Annotated in this window: 13 protein-coding genes; 6 read left to right on the top strand and 7 right to left on the bottom strand. The window is 56.4% G+C overall.

From position 1 onward, the window contains the following. The first annotated feature begins 183 nt into the window (after positions 1–183). The gene (locus OSH03_RS18600; RefSeq protein ID WP_266179788.1) at positions 184–1,677 is read left to right on the top strand and encodes a M16 family metallopeptidase; all 1,494 of its coding nucleotides are present in this window, start codon (positions 184–186) and stop codon (positions 1,675–1,677) included. A 63-nt stretch (positions 1,678–1,740) separates the two neighbouring features. On the opposite strand, the gene kdgK is transcribed toward OSH03_RS18600, so the two are convergent. Beyond that, positions 1,741–2,670, bottom strand: a complete 930-nt coding sequence (gene kdgK / locus OSH03_RS18595; RefSeq protein ID WP_266179787.1) for a 2-dehydro-3-deoxygluconokinase — start codon at positions 2,668–2,670, stop codon at positions 1,741–1,743. Between the two features lie 229 nt (positions 2,671–2,899). Between kdgK and pdeH the strand changes: the two genes are divergently transcribed. Both pdeH and OSH03_RS18585 read left to right on the top strand, forming a co-directional pair. Beyond that, positions 2,900–3,673, top strand: coding sequence for a cyclic-guanylate-specific phosphodiesterase (pdeH, locus tag OSH03_RS18590; protein WP_266179786.1), 774 nt, complete (start codon positions 2,900–2,902; stop codon positions 3,671–3,673). A gap of 65 nt (positions 3,674–3,738) precedes the next feature. Further along, positions 3,739–5,781 (top strand): AsmA family protein, encoded by a 2,043-nt coding sequence (locus OSH03_RS18585; RefSeq protein WP_266179785.1) that lies wholly within the window; start codon positions 3,739–3,741, stop codon positions 5,779–5,781. 497 nt (positions 5,782–6,278) lie between these two features. Here OSH03_RS18585 and OSH03_RS18580 read toward each other — a convergent pair whose 3' ends face one another. From OSH03_RS18580 to OSH03_RS18570, 3 genes are all read right to left on the bottom strand, one after another. Beyond that, the gene (locus OSH03_RS18580) at positions 6,279–7,601 is read right to left on the bottom strand and encodes an MFS transporter (protein WP_266179784.1); all 1,323 of its coding nucleotides are present in this window, start codon (positions 7,599–7,601) and stop codon (positions 6,279–6,281) included. Between the two features lie 261 nt (positions 7,602–7,862). Next, positions 7,863–8,888, bottom strand: a complete 1,026-nt coding sequence (yhjD, locus tag OSH03_RS18575) for an inner membrane protein YhjD (protein ID WP_151413438.1) — start codon at positions 8,886–8,888, stop codon at positions 7,863–7,865. Between the two features lie 51 nt (positions 8,889–8,939). Further along, positions 8,940–9,839: a LysR family transcriptional regulator gene (locus tag OSH03_RS18570; RefSeq protein WP_061096801.1), complete on the bottom strand. Its 900-nt coding sequence runs from the start codon at positions 9,837–9,839 to the stop codon at positions 8,940–8,942. Between the two features lie 119 nt (positions 9,840–9,958). Here OSH03_RS18570 and OSH03_RS18565 point away from each other — a divergent pair, with 119 nt between their 5' ends. Then, entirely contained in the window at positions 9,959–10,717 is a 759-nt protein-coding gene (locus OSH03_RS18565) for an SDR family NAD(P)-dependent oxidoreductase (RefSeq protein WP_266179783.1), read from the top strand. Positions 10,718–10,890: 173 nt separating this feature from the next. After that, on the top strand, positions 10,891–11,493 hold the full coding sequence (locus OSH03_RS18560) for a response regulator transcription factor (protein WP_266179782.1): 603 nt from the start codon (positions 10,891–10,893) through the stop codon (positions 11,491–11,493). Here the strand turns inward: OSH03_RS18560 and OSH03_RS18555 are convergent. Together OSH03_RS18555 and OSH03_RS18550 are read right to left on the bottom strand one after the other, a co-directional pair. Continuing rightward, positions 11,472–11,810 (bottom strand): lysozyme, encoded by a 339-nt coding sequence (locus OSH03_RS18555; RefSeq protein ID WP_266179781.1) that lies wholly within the window; start codon positions 11,808–11,810, stop codon positions 11,472–11,474. The two genes, OSH03_RS18560 and OSH03_RS18555, sit on opposite strands and share 22 nt — an antisense overlap. A gap of 71 nt (positions 11,811–11,881) precedes the next feature. Further along, positions 11,882–12,421 (bottom strand): GNAT family N-acetyltransferase, encoded by a 540-nt coding sequence (locus tag OSH03_RS18550; protein WP_266179780.1) that lies wholly within the window; start codon positions 12,419–12,421, stop codon positions 11,882–11,884. A gap of 147 nt (positions 12,422–12,568) precedes the next feature. Between OSH03_RS18550 and OSH03_RS18545 the strand changes: the two genes are divergently transcribed. After that, positions 12,569–14,161 (top strand): STY4199 family HEPN domain-containing protein, encoded by a 1,593-nt coding sequence (locus tag OSH03_RS18545; protein ID WP_266179779.1) that lies wholly within the window; start codon positions 12,569–12,571, stop codon positions 14,159–14,161. 111 nt (positions 14,162–14,272) lie between these two features. On the opposite strand, the gene OSH03_RS18540 is transcribed toward OSH03_RS18545, so the two are convergent. After that, complete coding sequence (locus tag OSH03_RS18540; RefSeq protein ID WP_266179778.1) at positions 14,273–15,922, bottom strand: alpha,alpha-trehalase; 1,650 nt, start codon at positions 15,920–15,922, stop codon at positions 14,273–14,275. Positions 15,923–16,023: the final 101 nt, after the last annotated feature.

The following is a 16,023-nucleotide window of genomic DNA, read 5'->3' as shown; positions in this document are numbered from 1 at the left end:
CTGCGCATAATAACTGTTCATACCTGTCATAATTCGACAAGATTTTTTTTGGGTATATTTCACTTCGGACCGTGACGTTTTGCCGAACGCGCGGTCTAATCGACGTGTTTTCATCGTCATCTTTTAGAGTGAAGCGCGTCGCGAGACACTCTTTTTAACCAGGAATGTTGATCAGGGGTTCACATGCAGGGCACAAAAATTCGACTCTTAACCGGCGGTTTGCTGATGATGGCAGCAGCCAGTTATGTGCAGGCAGATGCGCTCCAGCCAGACCCGGCCTGGCAACAAGGCACGTTAGCGAACGGTTTTCAGTGGCAGGTGTTATCTACTCCACAGCGTCCCAGCGATCGTATTGAAATCCGTCTGTCCGTTAATACCGGTTCCCTTACGGAAAGCACTCAGCAAACCGGTTTTAGCCATTTTATTCCCCGTCTGGCGCTCACGCAGAGCGGCAGCTTGCAGGCAGTACAGGTGCGTTCGCTGTGGCAACAGGCCATCGATCCGAAACGCCCCCTTCCTCCGGCTGTGGTCTCCTATGACTACACCATGTTTAACCTGAGCCTGCCAAATAACCGTAACGACCTGCTTAAAGAAGCCCTTACTTATCTCTCCGATGCCTCTGGCAACCTGGCGATCACGCCGGACACCGTGAACTACGCGTTGAGCAACGGCGACATGGTGGCGACCTGGCCTGCGGATACCAAAGAGGGCTGGTGGCGCTACCGTCTGAAAGGCTCAACGCTGCTGGGGCACGATCCGGCGGAGCCGCTGAAGCAGCCGGTGGATGTCGAACAGGTAAAATCGTTCTACCAGAAATGGTACACCCCGGACGCGATGACGCTGATCGTCGTCGGCAACGTGGATAGCCGCGCGGTGGTTGAGCAGATCAACAAAGCGTTTGGCGATCTGAAGGGCAAACGCGAAACGCCAGCCCCTGTCCCGACGCTCTCTCCGCTGCGCGCCGAGCCCGTCAGCATTATGACGGACACCGTGCGCCAGGACCGGCTCTCCGTGATGTGGGATAACGCCTGGCAGCCTATTCGCGAGTCCGCGGCGCTGCTGCGCTACTGGCGTGCCGATCTGGCGCGCGAAGCGCTGTTCTGGCACGTTCAGCAGACGCTCAGCAAAAACAACGTGAAGAACATTGGCCTTGGCTTTGACTGCCGCGTGCTGTTCCAGCGTGCGCAATGTGCCATTAACGTTGAATCGCCGGGCGATAAGCTGAATGCCAATCTGGGTGTGGTGGCGAAAGAGCTGGCAAAAGTGCGTAAAGAGGGGCTCTCTGAAGAGGAGTTCAACGCGCTGGTAGCCCAGAAAAAACTGGAGCTGCAGAAGCTATTTGCCACCTACGCTCGCGCCGATACTGACATTCTGATCAGCCAGCGTATTCGCTCCCTGCAGAATCAGGTTGTCGACATTGCGCCTGAACAATACCAGAAGCTGCGTCAGGACTTCCTGAACGGTCTGACCGTGAATATGTTGAATCAGGATTTACGTCAGCAGCTGTCGCAGGATATGGCGTTGATCCTTTTGCAGCCGAAAGGCGAGCCGGAATATGACATGAAGGAACTTCAGAATACCTGGGATTCCATTATGGCCACCGCGTCGCAGCCGGCGCAGGCGGCAACGGCTGATGATCTACACCAGGACGCGTCGGATATTCCGCAGGGGCAGTAATGCTTAAACATTCCCTCTCCCCGTGGGAGAGGGTTAGGGTGAGGGCGTCAGCCCGCACCTTACTTAAACAGGCATCGCCTCGCGCGGAATAATCGCCCCGCGATACTGAATCACGGTGCTGGCCGTCAGGTGCCCACGCTGTGCCGCCGCTTCCGGCGTTCCCCCCGTCAGACGTACCGCCAGGTAGCCCGCGCTGAAGGAATCCCCCGCCGCGGTGGTATCAATCACTTTCTCTTTGGCCAGCTTCACCGCAGGGACCTCAACCACCGCTTCACCCGCAATCGCGACCAGGCACGACTCCGCGCCGCGCTTAATCACCACTTCGCTCACGCCTGCTGCGTGCGTGCGGGCAATCACGTCCTCTACCGGCTTTTCACCCCACAGGGCGTCTTCATCGTCGAGCGTCAGGAAGGCGATGTCCGTGCACTGCAGCATCTGCTGATAAACCTGCTGCGTCTCTTCGCGGCTGGCCCACAGGCGCGGGCGGTAGTTGTTATCGAAAATCACCTTCCCGCCGTTGGCGCGACATTCGCGCAGCAGCGAGAGCAGCTTTTCGCGGCTGGTCGGGCTTAAAATCGCCAGGCTAATGCCGCTCAGATAGAGATAGTCAAACGTCGCCAGCTCTTCGCAGATGGCTGCGGCAGCATCGCTCTCCAGCCAGAATTTGGCCGCCGCTTCGTTACGCCAGTAATAAAACGTGCGTTCGCCGGTGCTGTCGGTTTCGATGTAGTACAGCCCTGGCAGGCGGTTTTCCATACGCTGGATCAGCGAGGTTTCTACACGTTCACTCTGCCAGGCTTCCAGCATCTGCTGGCTGAAGCTGTCCGTACCAAGGGCGGTGACGTAGTTCACGGTGAGTGCCTCAGGCGCAACCTGACGGGCAATGTAAACAGAGGTGTTTAACGTATCGCCACCAAATCCGCGGCTGACTTCCGCGCCTTTTTGTGACAGCTCAATCATACATTCGCCAATCACGGCAATTTTTTTGGACATAGTCGTGAACCTGAACAGAAGAATTTTCAGCAGTGTGCGCTGAGTGAATTAGATGGTCAACTATATTAAAACGACGTTCCATTATTTTATTTGAGCCAGCGCGTGTTCCGGCAAATTTCTGTCATCTTAATTTCATTTTCACGGTGAATTGAACATAAAGTTCTCAATTATCGCGCCGATAATCCTGTGACGAGTCCAGAAAGGCTATCCCAACAACAGGACATCTGAAATGAAGTCAGAGCAGGTTATCCAGCGGCTGAGCACTACGCCTGAAGCAAGTATTGAGAACTTGCAGGAGCATCGCTACTGGCTGCAATGCGAGCGTGCGTACACTTATCAGCCGATCTACCGAACGGACGGTCGGCTGATGGCAATTGAGATTTTGACCGTCGTCACGCACCCGTCAAACCCTTCCCAGCGTATCGCGCCGGATCGCTATTTTGCCGAAGTTGCCGTTCGTCAGCGTCTGGACGTGCTGGAAGAGCAGCTCCGTATGCTGGCGACGAAACAGGCCTTTTTCGAGCAGCATACTATCCTTGCCTCGGTTAACGTGGATGGCCCAACTCTGCTGGCGCTGCGCCAGAACGCGAAGCTGCAGGAGCTGATCGCCACCCTGCCGTGGCTGCGCTTTGAGTTGGTGGAGCACGTGCGCCTGCCTCAGGATTCCTCTTTTGCGTCGATGTGCGAATTTGGCCCGCTGTGGCTGGATGACTTCGGCACCGGTATGGCGAACTTCTCGGCCCTCAGCGAAGTGCGCTATGACTACATCAAGGTGGCCCGCGATCTGTTCATCATGCTGCGCCAGACCCCGGAAGGGCGGAATCTGTTTACGCTGCTATTACAGCTGATGAACCGCTATTGCCAGGGCGTGATCGTTGAAGGCGTAGAAACGCTGGAAGAGTGGCGTGATGTGCAAAATTCTCCCGCAGCGGCGGCGCAAGGCTATTTCCTCTCTCGCCCCGTGCCGATGGATCGCCTCGAAAGCGTCAGAACGACCCTCTGATAACCCCGCTTCCCTTTGTCTGGACTATAGTTTTACAGGACAGGTCATCAGGAAAGGGGATAAAAATGACAAAAACAACCAGGGTCATTTCCTGGATTACAGGGATTTTCTTGTTGTTGATCGCGATCGTTGTCGTCATCATCGCGACGTTTGACTGGAACCGCCTTAAGCCGACCATCAACCAGAAAGTCTCAACTGAGCTGAACCGTCCCTTCGCCATTCGCGGCGATCTGGGTGTGGTATGGGAGCGTCAGAAAGAGGAGACCGGCTGGCGAAGCTGGATCCCCTGGCCGCACGTCCACGCCGACGACATTATTCTCGGCAACCCGCCGGATATCCCCGAAGTGACCATGGTGCATCTGCCGCGCGTGGAAGCCACGCTGGCGCCGTTAGCGCTCCTGACCAAAACCGTCTATCTGCCGTGGATCAAGCTCCAGCAGCCCGATGCGCGCCTGATCCGCCTTTCTGAAAAAAACAATAACTGGACGTTTAACCTTGCCAGCGACGGCGAAAAAGATCCGAATGCCCAGCCCTCGTCGTGGTCATTCCGTCTGGACAATATTCTTTTCGATCGCGGGCGGATCGCCATCGACGATAAGGTCAGCAAGGCGGACGTGGAGATCCTGGTCGATCCGCTGGGAAAACCGCTGCCGTTTAGCGAAGTTACGGGCAACAAAGCGAAAGGCGATAGTGCCAAAGCGGGTGATTATGTCTTCGGCCTGACGGCAAAAGGGCGTTACAACGGCCAGCCGCTGACCGGGAAAGGGAAAATAGGCGGCATGCTGGCGCTCCGAAGCGAAGGCACGCCGTTCCCGGTGCAGGCGGATTTCCGCTCGGGGAATACGCGCGTGGCGTTTGTGGGGACGGTGAACGACCCGATGAACATGGGAGGCGTCGATCTGCAGCTCAAGTTCGCCGGTGACTCGCTGGGTGAACTGTATGAACTGACCGGCGTACTGTTGCCCGATACCCCGCCGTTCGAAACGGACGGGCATCTGGTTGCCAAAATCGATACCGAAAAATCGTCCGTTTTTGACTACCGGGATTTCAACGGCCGCATCGGCGACAGCGATATTCACGGCACGCTGACCTACACCACAGGAAAACCACGGCCCAAACTGGAAGGGGATGTCGAATCCCGCCAGCTGCGTCTGGCCGATCTTGGCCCGCTGATAGGCGTGGATTCGGGCAAAGGGACAAAGTCAAAAGAGGTCAAAAAGGACGTTCAGCCTGCGGGTAAAGTGCTGCCTTACGATCGCTTTGAAACCGACAAATGGGACGTGATGGATGCAGATGTGCGCTTCAAAGGACGCAAGATTGAGCATGGCAGCACGCTGCCGCTGAGCGATCTCTCGACGCATATCATCCTGAAAGATGCCGACCTGCGCCTGCAGCCGCTGAAGTTTGGCATGGCGGGCGGGACGATTTCCTCCAACATTCACCTGGAAGGCGATAAGAAGCCGATGCAGGGGCGGGCGGAGATCCAGGCCCGTCGATTGAAGCTGAAAGAGCTGATGCCGAACGTGGAGCTGATGCAGAAAACCCTCGGTGAAATGAACGGCGATGCGGACATTCGCGGGGTGGGGAATTCCGTGGCGGCGCTGCTGGGCAGCGGCAACGGTAACCTGAAACTGCTGATGAACGACGGTCTGGTCAGCCGCAACCTGATGGAGATCCTGGGGCTGAACGTCGGTAACTTTATCATCGGGCAAATCTTTGGCGATGACGAGGTGCGGGTGAACTGCGCGGCGGCGAATGTGGATCTGGTTAACGGCGTGGCGCGTCCGCAGATTTTTGCCTTCGACACGGAAAACGCGGTGATTAACGTGACCGGTACCGCCAGCATGGCCTCCGAGCAGCTGGATTTGACCATCGATCCGGAAAGTAAGGGGATTCGTATTATAACCCTGCGCTCGCCGCTTTACGTGCGCGGGACCTTTAAAAATCCGCAGGCGGGCGTCAAGCCCGGGCCGCTGATTGCGCGTGGCGCGGTGGCCGCAGCCCTCGCGACGCTGGTTACCCCGGCCGCCGCGCTGCTGGCGTTAATTTCGCCGTCAGAAGGCGAGGCGAATCAGTGCCGGACGATTTTGTCGCAGATGAAGAAGTAGCTCCCTTTCTCCCTCTCCCTGTGGGCTGAGGGATCCCCACAAATTAATGCGAGCAGTGAACAATCCCCTCGCCCCTTTGGGGAGAGGGTTAGGGTGAGGGGCACATACGGCGGTAGTGGTCATTCCGTTCACTTTACGTTCCTTGCTACTCTGTTACGACAATACCTGTGAACGTGCCAGGGTGGCTCAGTCGCCACCACCCTGGCGACCCGGGCTCCCGGCGGTAAATCGCCGCTTCGCGGTACCCTCGGCTTATTCCTTTCGGCTTATCGGGGACGGGCGGAGGTAACGTCCATGTAAAGCCCGCCCTCTCGGCGCATCCATGCGCCTCGCCCCGGCCTGCAGGAAACGCCTCAGCGATTTACAGCCGGACCAGGGCGTCGCTGCAAGCCATTCATTTTCCTGAAGCAACGTTCATCGCTTCGGGTAGAGAAATTACTGGGGATTCCTCAGCCCTGTGGGAGAGGGTCGGGGTGAGGGCATCAGGCCGCAATAAATTACAGCGCCTGATGCTTAGTCTCATGCGTCAGCAGCAGCGCAATCAGCGTCAGCGCCGCCATGGCCGCCAGATACACCCCCACGTAGAACAGGCCGTAATTTGCCTGCAGCCAGGTGGCGATATAAGGTGCCACGGACGCGCCCAGAATGGACGAGACGTTATAGGAGAACGACGCGCCGGTATAACGCACTTCCGTCGGGAACAGCTCCGGCAGCAGCGCGCCCATCGGGCCGAAGGTCAGCCCCATCAGGCTCAGGCCAATCAGCAGGTACGCCATCACCAGCGCCGGGCTTCCTGAGCTCAGCAGCGGCGGGAAGACGAGCAGAGCAAACAGAATGATCAGCGTAGTGATCGTAATCATGCTCGCACGACGACCGAATTTATCCGCCAGCAGGCCGGCAATCGGTACCATCACGCCAAACCCAATCACCGCCATCATCAGCATCCACAGCACTTCGTTACGCGGCAGGCCCAGCCCAACCGGCGCGGCGGCGGTACTGTAGGTCATAGAATACACCGTCATGATGTAGAACAGCGTGTAGGTCGCCAGCATGATAAACGTGCCCAGCACGGTCACGCGCACGTGTTTGGTCAGCAGGGTGCCCAGCGGCACTTTTACCTGTTTTTTCGCCGCGGCTACTTTTGCGAACACCGGCGTCTCATGCAGAGAAACACGCACATACAGGCCAATCAGCACCAGCACGGCCGAGAAGACAAACGGAATACGCCAGCCCCAGCTCATAAACTGTTCGTCCGTCAGCAGCCAGGAGAGCAGCAGGAAGGTCCCGTTAGCAAAGAAGAAGCCAATCGGCGCGCCAAGCTGCGGGAATGAACCGTACAGCGCGCGTTTACGCGGCGGGGCGTTCTCGGTCGCCAGCAGCGCCGCGCCACCCCATTCACCGCCCAGCCCCAGACCCTGACCAAAACGCGCCAGCGCCAGCAGGACCGGCGCCAGAATGCCGATGGTTTCGTAGGTCGGCAGCAGGCCGATCGCCACGGTGGAGATGCCCATCGTCAGCAGCGAGGCCACCAGGGTGACCTTACGCCCAATACGATCGCCAAAGTGTCCAAACAGCGCGGAGCCAATCGGACGCGCCACAAACGCGATAGCAAAGGTCGCCAGAGACTGTAGCGTTGCCGCCGTCGGGTCTCCCTGCGGGAAGAAAATATGCGGGAAAACGATGACCGCCGCGGTGGCGTAAATGTAAAAGTCGAAGAACTCAATGGCGGTGCCAATCAGCGATGCGACGACAACTTTATTGCGCGAGTTTACCGGGACGTTTTCCGCACCAGAGTCGAGTGTTGTGGCTGTTGATTGCATAATATTTTCTTATTTTTTGTCGAACGAAAGGCCATATTACGCACAGCAAAAGCGACATTTCAATCTGTAACAAAGCCGCCTGTCGGTTATAAAAGCAACAAAAAGCGGATAATGTTCAGGCCAGGCAAAATGCTTCCATGAAATGCTTCACAGTTTTTAAATATTGGTGGATAAAACTGGTTTTCGGTTAAATAAAAGTTACGGACTGGATTTATATGCTGAAATGATGAGTCGGGCTGAAATATCAGCCCGAGAGCGGGGTTAGCGATGTGTTTTTCCGGGCATTCGCGTGTCGCCTTTGTACTCGGCGGTGGCAATCCACGCCGCGCAGAACAGGGTCAGGCGGGCGAAGAAGTAGAAGAAGGCCATGAGTCCGAGCACCGAGCCAAACGCCGCGCCGGATGGGGATTTCACCAGCGACGGCAGGGTGTAGGTCATCACGATCTTGATCACTTCAAAGCCGATTGCCGCAATCAATGTTCCGCGGAGCAGCGCCTTCTTACGCGGGCGATGACGAGGCAAGCGCCAGAAAATCCAGAAGAACAGCAGGTAGTTGGCGAAGATGGAAATCGCCAGCCCGATGCCGCGCCAGGCGGGCTTCAGCCATTCGATGTAATCAAGATAGAGCGCAGAAATAATCATCTGCTGCGCGGAGCCCGCCACGGAGGTAATGGAGAGCGTGACGACGAGCGCGATAAGCAGGCCAATCAGCGAAACAAAGTCGCGGAAATATTTAACCCAAATTTTCTCCTGATCCTGCGGTTTACGCTCCCACACCTCGCGCGACTGGGCGCGAATAGCTTCGCGTAGGTTGCCCATCCAGTTAACGCCGGAGTAAAGGGCGATGAGCAAACCGACAATCCCGACCGTGGTACGCTGCTGAACGGCGGTATTGATGGTGCTTTTCAGCGTGGTGGCGAGGGTCGGGTCACTGACGTTATTCAGGATCTTATTGAAGATATCCTGCAGCAGCGTCGGGTGCGACGCGAGCACAAAACCGGCCGCTGCAAACGACACCATCAGGATGGGGATCATCGACAGGAACGAAAAATAGGTGATCGCGGCACCGAACTGGTTCCCCATGCGGTCATTAAAGCGCTCGGTCGCACGTATCAGATGCGCAACCATGGGAAACTGCTGAATTCTCTCCGCCAGACTGGTAACGGTGCCCAGCGCCTTGCTGGCGGTACCGGGAGCTTTAGCCTCTTCTGGCTCGGTTTCCATCTTCTTGATGGGTTCATACTCTAAATGTTGGGTGGGTCGTTGCGGGTTATTTTCCGGCGTCACGCGTCTTTTCCTTTTTCGTTTGGCTGGATGTTACTGAATTATAGCTTGCGACTAATCCACGTAAGCTTTTGTGAGTTCGGTCAGCCACTCCATAAACAGATGAACCCGGCGAGAGAGGTTGCGCCGGTGGGGGTAAATCAGGGAGACAGGCATCGGTTCCGCGCGATACTGCGGGAGGATCTCAATCAGTTTCTTCCCGCGCAGCAGGTCTCGCACCCCAACGCGCGGGGCCTGAATGATCCCCAGCCCGGCAAGGCAGGCGGCCTGGTAAGTTTCCGTGCTGTTGACGGTTAGCACCCCGCCCGTTTTTATCCACTGGGTCGTGCTGCCGTTATAAAATTCAAAGCCCTGAGGGCGGCTTCCCAGCATCGCGGCGTAATGAATCACGGCGTGCGAGCCTAAATCGTCCAGCGTGTCAGGGTAGCCAAAACGCGCCAGATAATCCGGGCTGGCGCAGTTGATCACCGACAGCTTGCCCAGCGGACGGGCTATCAGCCCTGAGTCCTTCAGGGAACCCACGCGGACGACGCAATCAAACCCTTCGCGGATCACATCCACCAGACGATCGCTGCTGCTGAGCTCCAGTTCGATACCCGGATACTGCTGTAAAAACGCAGGCAGTTTGGGGATGACGACATTTCGAGCAACGCCAACGGGCATATCCACGCGCAGCCTTCCGCTGATGCTGGAGGGATCGTGCTGAAACATGCCGTCCAGTTCATCCAGGTTCGCCAGCAGGTCTTTTGCCCGTTCGTAATAGACCATGCCGTCCTGCGTCAGGCTGACGCGGCGCGTGGTGCGGTGCAGTAGCTGGGTGCCAAGCCGGTTTTCCAGAGCCTGAATTTGCCGGGAAACGCTGCCTTTCGGCAGCGTTAATGTCTCTGCCGCGCGGGAAAAACTCTCCAGCTCCGCGACGCGAACAAACAGCTGCATTGCGTGAATTTTATCCATAGATGAAGCTCATTGTTGTTTGCACTGAAACAGTGAAGCGTTATTACCCATCTTTATTGATCTTCTATCACCTAATAAGCTCTTTCTCAATCTCCATAACAGCCAAAACGAGGTTTAAGATGACTGAACGTATCGCATTAGTGACGGGTGGTAGCCGCGGCCTGGGTAAAAACGCTGCGTTGAAGCTGGCGGCAGACGGCACGGGAATTATCCTGACCTACAATCGTGGCCAGCAGGAAGCGCTGGAAGTTGTGCACGAAATTCAGGAAAAAGGCGTCAAGGCGGCGGCATTACAGCTCAACGTCGGGGATATCGCCAGTTTCGAGAGTTTTGCTCAACAGCTTCAGGAGATCCTGAAGAACGTCTGGCAGCGCGAAACCTTTGATTATTTATTAAACAACGCCGGGACGGGTTTATACGCACCCTATACCGAAACGACGGAAGCCCAGTTTGATGAGGCGCTGAACATCCACTTCAAAGGGCCTTTCTTCCTGACGCAGCGCCTGCTGCCCCTGCTTAACGATGGGGGCCGGATCCTTAACGTCTCCAGCGGACTGGCCCGCTTCACCCAGCCAGGCTCAGGAACCTACGCGGCCATGAAAGGGGCGATGGAAGTGCTCACCCGCTATCAGGCGAAGGAGCTTGGCGCGCGCGGTATCTCCGTCAATATTATCGCACCAGGTGCCATCGAAACCGACTTTGGCGGTGGACGCGTGCGCGACAACGCGCAGCTTAACCAGATGCTGGCGTCGCAGACGGCGCTGGGGCGGGTAGGGCTGCCGGACGATATCGGCGATGCCATTGCGGCGCTGCTCAGCGATAGGCTGGGCTGGATGAATGCGCAACGTATTGAAGTGTCAGGCGGTATGTTCCTGTGATGTCTGCTGTTAAGGGGAGGGAACCCCTTAAGGAAATCCTTAATATGGATGTGTCAAAATGCGGGTAAATATAAAAACCACTGGTGGATTTGTAACCTCTCCATTCATTGAGTTTTTTCTTAAATAGCGCCTCTGTAGAATCCCCCTTCGCTATTCTCAGAGGGAGAAATACGATGCGAGTAATCATGTTTGACAGGCAGTCGATATTTATTCATGGAGCGATACACGGTTTGCGGAAATTAATTCCGGGAATAAATATAACGGGGGCTTGTCAGGCAGACGATTTATGGGCGCAAATATCCGCGTCACCGTCTGCTATCGTCATGATTGACGGCAATTTAATTCAGAATGAGGGCAGTTCTTTCCTGGACGAAATCATGCATCGCTTCCCGTCGGTACGGGTGATGATGGTTTTGGCAAAAAAAGAGACCCGATGGGTTGAACAACTTATGCAGCGAAACGTGATGGCGATTATCCCCCGTAACGCCAACCCTGAGCGGTTTGCCGCCGTGCTGGATTCCGTGTCCAGAGGGATGGTCTGTTTTCCCGGTGAGTGGGTCAGCCAGCAATCGTCAGCGCAGGCATTACTTTCCTTAAGCGAGCGTCAGCGTGAGGTTCTGAAGCTGCTGGCGGCGGGGGAATCAAACAAAGAGATTGGCCGCAATCTCAACATCAGTGCGGCCACGGTAAAAGCGCATCTGGAAGCGCTTTTTCGCCGGCTGGAGGTGAAAAACCGAACCCAGGCAGCCATGTACTACACCCGGGCGACGGCCTGAAGCAGCGCTTTCGGGAGTGGAGACGTCACGCCGAAACTCACTATCATCAGTACCAGCGCGTCATGCTGCTGCTGGGTTAATGGATGTAAACATTTTTCCCGCAGCAGCGTTTCACACAGCTGAATATCTTCATGGAGTAAATATTCCGCCTGAAGAGGCGTGATAATGCCGTGAAAATTTTCCCGTTCGCGGATCACATGCCCATAGCCGATAACCCATAAACCCTTTTCATCACGATATTTCTCCAGTGAAAGCCCTTGATGTTTCTTTATTAATTCTATGGCGGCAGAAGATATATTCAGCGCATGACCGTTCATATTCGTTTCCTCTTAATGGCGATACTGTAGAGGAATCGAGGTACGAGCAATATCCGCCAAATGGCTATTGATCAGAAATTATTGTTCAGGTATTCCTGTCGTAATAACCCAAATAACCAGTCATTTTGCCAGCGACCGGAAAGATAATAGCTTTCACGTAGCTCGCCTTCCAGCTTGAAGCGGGCTTTTTCCAGCAGGCGCCTGGAGGCGACATTTCCCGCGGTGACGGTGGCGGTGAGCCGACGAATACCGCCCTGATGAAAGGCGTAATCGCAAAGCGCCAGCAGGGATTCAAAGCCGTAACCTTTGCCCTGCGCCTCGGGGGCAAAAAGAAAGCCCACTTCGGCGCAATCTTCTTCCCGATGAATATATCCGGTAACGCCCAGCGGGGCCTGTGAGAAGGCGTCACGGACGACGAGGCACAGCCAGTGCGCGCTGCCTGGCGTCCAGGGCGTCAGGCGCGAATCAAACGCATCGCGGATCGCCGCGACGGGGCGGTTCTCCGCCACAAAGCGCATGACCTCGGGGTGCTGCTGCAACGTCAGAAAAAAGGGCCAGTCTTGCTCCTGCAAGGGGGAGCAGTTCAGGCGTGAGGTCATTAATACTGGCATTAAGATTCTCCTGAAACATTTTAAATGATTTTAGGGTTGTCACTTTATTTCAACAGAAAGTCAGGTATGGTTAAGCGCGTATAAATAAAAAGAAAAACGGCCATTAGTGCCCATTCCGGATGTCTTCGTTGTCGCTTAAGGAAAACAATGACTCTCAGCACATCACATCATATCCGCGAACAGTTTGAACACTGTCTGGCGGTCATTCGCCAGGCGTCGGTGGAAATCTTGCTTCTTCTGAATGTACATGTTTCTGAGGGAAAAGATCCACGCTGGTTTCTGGAACAGCTGGACAGCGCGCGTTTAGGCCTCGGGGGATGGGCTACGGTTGCGAAGAAGCTCAACCTGAATGATGCCGAGATGTCGGAATTTACGCTGCAGCTGCGCCTGCTGCAGCAGCGCGTCCCGCAGTATGAAAGCGGGCAGGATGTCAGTGAAAACCAGCTTATTGCGGCAATGCGGTTTGTGACTACGCTGGAACATCTTCGTCTGCAGCAGCCGCTTCTGACCTACAGCACCGAGCTGGAGCCGGGTAGCGAGCTTCAGCAACAGCAGGCGCACAAGCAGGTACGCGCAATTGAGTTAATGATTAAAGGCCTCATTCATCAGGCCTGGCCCGATCAGGTGCGGCTCAATAACCACCTTAAAACCTTATTTAACGCTGACCGCGTACGGCGCTGGCTGAAGCATGGCGAAATCAACGATGTCCTGAGCGGCATGATGTTCAGTGAACTGGCGCAGATGCTGGTGGATAAAAAAGAGTTCAGCCGCTATTACGCCTCGCTGTTTAACGACCCGTCCATGCTGACGCTGCTGGTGGAGCCGCGCAAAACGCTGCAAACCTTCCTCGACGACATTCGACAAATCCGCAACAGCATCACGGTGCAGAAAACGTTAAGTTCGGCGCAAATTCAGCTGCTGGATAACTACTACATGCAGATCTCCCGTCCGGTTCAACGCGCGTTCGAAGAGGGGAGAACGCGCGTCAACCCGGCCGGATTCATGGCGGTGGATGCCAGCGAGCTGCACGCGTTCTGGGAAAAAGCGCAAAAAATGGATCGGGTCACCGGTGGGGATCTGTTTGAAGTCCGCGACACGATTGAAAAGCCAACCCAGCGCGCGCCGCGCACGCCCGAACAGCGTGAGCAGCTTATCTCCGGTGCGTTATGGGGAGCGGTAGGCGTGATGGTGATTGCCATCGTGGTAGGCGGCTTCTGGCTGGTGACCAGCAGCAAACCGCAGCCTGCGGCCGAAAATACGGCGCAAGCGGCGGCTCCGCCGCAGGAGATGCGCGAAACCCCTTCTTCGCGCGAAACGCTGACGCGCATGGGGGTGACCTGGGACGATAATAATTTCCGTTCGGCGATTAACCGCAACGATACCCGCGTGGCGCTGCTCTTTTTGCAGGGTGGAATGGACTGGAAGCTGTCATGGACCGAAGAGGCGATGTCGGCAGGCTATGACGACGTTCTGGAGCTTATGCTGCGCTACCGGCAGAACATGGCGGAAGAGAAGCCGTGTCGTCGTTTTATCAATACGCTCAGCCACGCCATGTCGAACGGCGAGTCTCTGACGTCAATACGTAAAGAGTATCTGAAAGCGTTCTGCACCGTGCCGGCCGTGGTGAAGCGCCAGAAGCACGATCTTGAGATGGCAACGCGACGCGCGCAGTCACAGCCGGATGCCACCACGAAAAAATGGCAGTCTATTCAGACCGCCATTTATGAGGTGATTCGATAAAATTTTTTACCCCTCACCCTAACCCTCTCCCCAAAGGGGAGAGGGAATTTGAACACCCTCGCCCCGTTGGGGAGAGGGCCGGGGTGAGGGGCCAAACCGCACCCTAACCCCTCAAGGCTCCCCATACAACCCAATCAACCGTCGCACCACGCCGTTCGTCCAGCCGAAGCCATCCTGCAGCGGATACTCCCCGCCGCCCCCTTCGCGCGGCGTGCTGCTGGCGATGTGGTACTTCTCAATCAGCTTGTGGTGCGTCTTGTAGAAGTGGTTCACCGTATGCAGCCAGCTCCAGGCGATTTCATCCCCCAGCGAGTCGTTGCCGTACTGCTTGAATCCCTGAATCGCCATCCACTGCAGCGGCGCCCAGCCGTTGGGTTTATCCCACTGCTCGCCAGTTTCGTACTCGGTTGCCAGAATCCCGCCCGGCGTCAAAAGACGCGCCTTTACCGCGTCCGATAAACGTTCTGCCTGCTCATGCGTCGCCATTCCAACATACAGCGGCACAATGCTGGCGGCAGAAAACAGCGCCATCTCCTCGCGTCGCCAGTCGTAATCGCGGTAACAGCCGCTCTCCTCGTCCCATAGATAGCGGTTCACTGCCGCGCGGCGATCGGTGGCCTTCTGGCGGAACAGCTCGGCCGTCTCTTTATCCCCTTTCGACGCCGAGATATTGGCAATTGCGCTCTCCAGCTTAAACAGGAAGGCGTTCAGATCGATGGGGATAAACTGCGTCGTGCGGATGCTGGCAAGCCGCGACGGATCGCGCAGCCAGCGGGACGAGTAGTCCCAGCCAGACGCTGCACCCGCACGCAGATCGCGATAGACCTCATTCGGCGGGCGGCCCGAGTGGCGGGCGGTTTCCACGTCCTCAATCCACGATTCGTCGCGCGGAGTGTCACGGTCGTCCCAGTAGCGGTTCAGCAATGAACCGTCCGGCATGCGCACCGCGCTGCGGTAGGCCTGATTAAGCAGCAGCGACTCCGCGCCGTCCATCCAGAAGGCGTGCTCCATTTTGAGGTGGTCGAGGTAGCGCTTCGCGCCGCGCACGCCGTCCTCTTCAAACAGCTCCACCATCAGGGCAAAGACCGGCGGCTGCGAGCGGCTGAGGTAGTAGGTTCGGTTGCCGTTCGGGATATGGCCGTAACGCTCGATCAGCCACGCGAAGTTATCCGCCATGCACTTCAGCAGATCGTTACGGCCGCTCTCCGCCAGCCCCAGCATGGAGAAGTACGAATCCCAGTAGTAGGTCTCGCTGAATCGCCCGCCGGGCACGATATAGGCCTGCGGCAGCGCCAGCAGGGACGACCAGGGAATATGGTCCTGCGGTTCGCGCGTCAGAACGGGCCACAGGCTGTCAATGTGCTCTTTCAGCGACAGGCCGGGGTCGGAGACGTATTCCGTGCTGTAGGTTTCAGGCAGCCAGAAGTGGTTCTCCACAAACTGGCGCAGGTCGAAATCCCGATGGCGTCTGACCTTACGGTAGCGGATCAGAATATCCAGCGGATCCATCTTCGGCGCGCAGTCGGGGAAGGTTTTGCTGTCCGCGAACAGCCGCGTCGACTGTACGTGCTCGAACAGTTCAAGGTAGCGATCGGCGGGCGTCAGGGCATCGGAGGCGGGTAGCCCCTCGATCATTTCGGGTTCCGGCTCCGCCTCAATCATCTCATCCAGTTTTAACTCGCAGGGATCGGTCTCGTAGCGCAGCTCTTCTGCAATCTCGAATTCGATGTTCTCGGTAGCCTGTAGTTTCTGGTTGAACATGGTGATAGGGACCTCCGGTTGTGTGTTCTAAAGACAGGTTTCTCCGGGCGTCCTATAAGCGTAGACATTCGCTTCGGTAGATGTGGAGGGAAATGTGCGGT

The sequence above is a fragment of the Enterobacter nematophilus genome, from assembly GCF_026344075.1.
GTDB classification, from domain to species: domain Bacteria; phylum Pseudomonadota; class Gammaproteobacteria; order Enterobacterales; family Enterobacteriaceae; genus Enterobacter; species Enterobacter nematophilus.
This window is presented reverse-complemented; position numbering and strand designations above follow the sequence as displayed.

Bases quoted from the DNA above. Each gene is read 5' to 3' on its own strand.
- OSH03_RS18570 (WP_061096801.1), bottom strand. From the start codon at position 9,839: ATGGATAAAATTCACGCAATGCAGCTGTTTGTTCGCGTCGCGGAGCTG.
- OSH03_RS18540 (WP_266179778.1), bottom strand. From the start codon at position 15,922: ATGTTCAACCAGAAACTACAGGCTACCGAGAACATCGAATTCGAGATT.
- OSH03_RS18565 (WP_266179783.1), top strand. From the start codon at position 9,959: ATGACTGAACGTATCGCATTAGTGACGGGTGGTAGCCGCGGCCTGGGT.
- OSH03_RS18555 (WP_266179781.1), bottom strand. From the start codon at position 11,810: ATGAACGGTCATGCGCTGAATATATCTTCTGCCGCCATAGAATTAATA.
- OSH03_RS18560 (WP_266179782.1), top strand. From the start codon at position 10,891: ATGCGAGTAATCATGTTTGACAGGCAGTCGATATTTATTCATGGAGCG.
- pdeH (WP_266179786.1), top strand. From the start codon at position 2,900: ATGAAGTCAGAGCAGGTTATCCAGCGGCTGAGCACTACGCCTGAAGCA.
- OSH03_RS18585 (WP_266179785.1), top strand. From the start codon at position 3,739: ATGACAAAAACAACCAGGGTCATTTCCTGGATTACAGGGATTTTCTTG.
- OSH03_RS18545 (WP_266179779.1), top strand. From the start codon at position 12,569: ATGACTCTCAGCACATCACATCATATCCGCGAACAGTTTGAACACTGT.
- kdgK (WP_266179787.1), bottom strand. From the start codon at position 2,670: ATGTCCAAAAAAATTGCCGTGATTGGCGAATGTATGATTGAGCTGTCA.
- OSH03_RS18550 (WP_266179780.1), bottom strand. From the start codon at position 12,421: ATGCCAGTATTAATGACCTCACGCCTGAACTGCTCCCCCTTGCAGGAG.
- OSH03_RS18580 (WP_266179784.1), bottom strand. From the start codon at position 7,601: ATGCAATCAACAGCCACAACACTCGACTCTGGTGCGGAAAACGTCCCG.
- OSH03_RS18600 (WP_266179788.1), top strand. From the start codon at position 184: ATGCAGGGCACAAAAATTCGACTCTTAACCGGCGGTTTGCTGATGATG.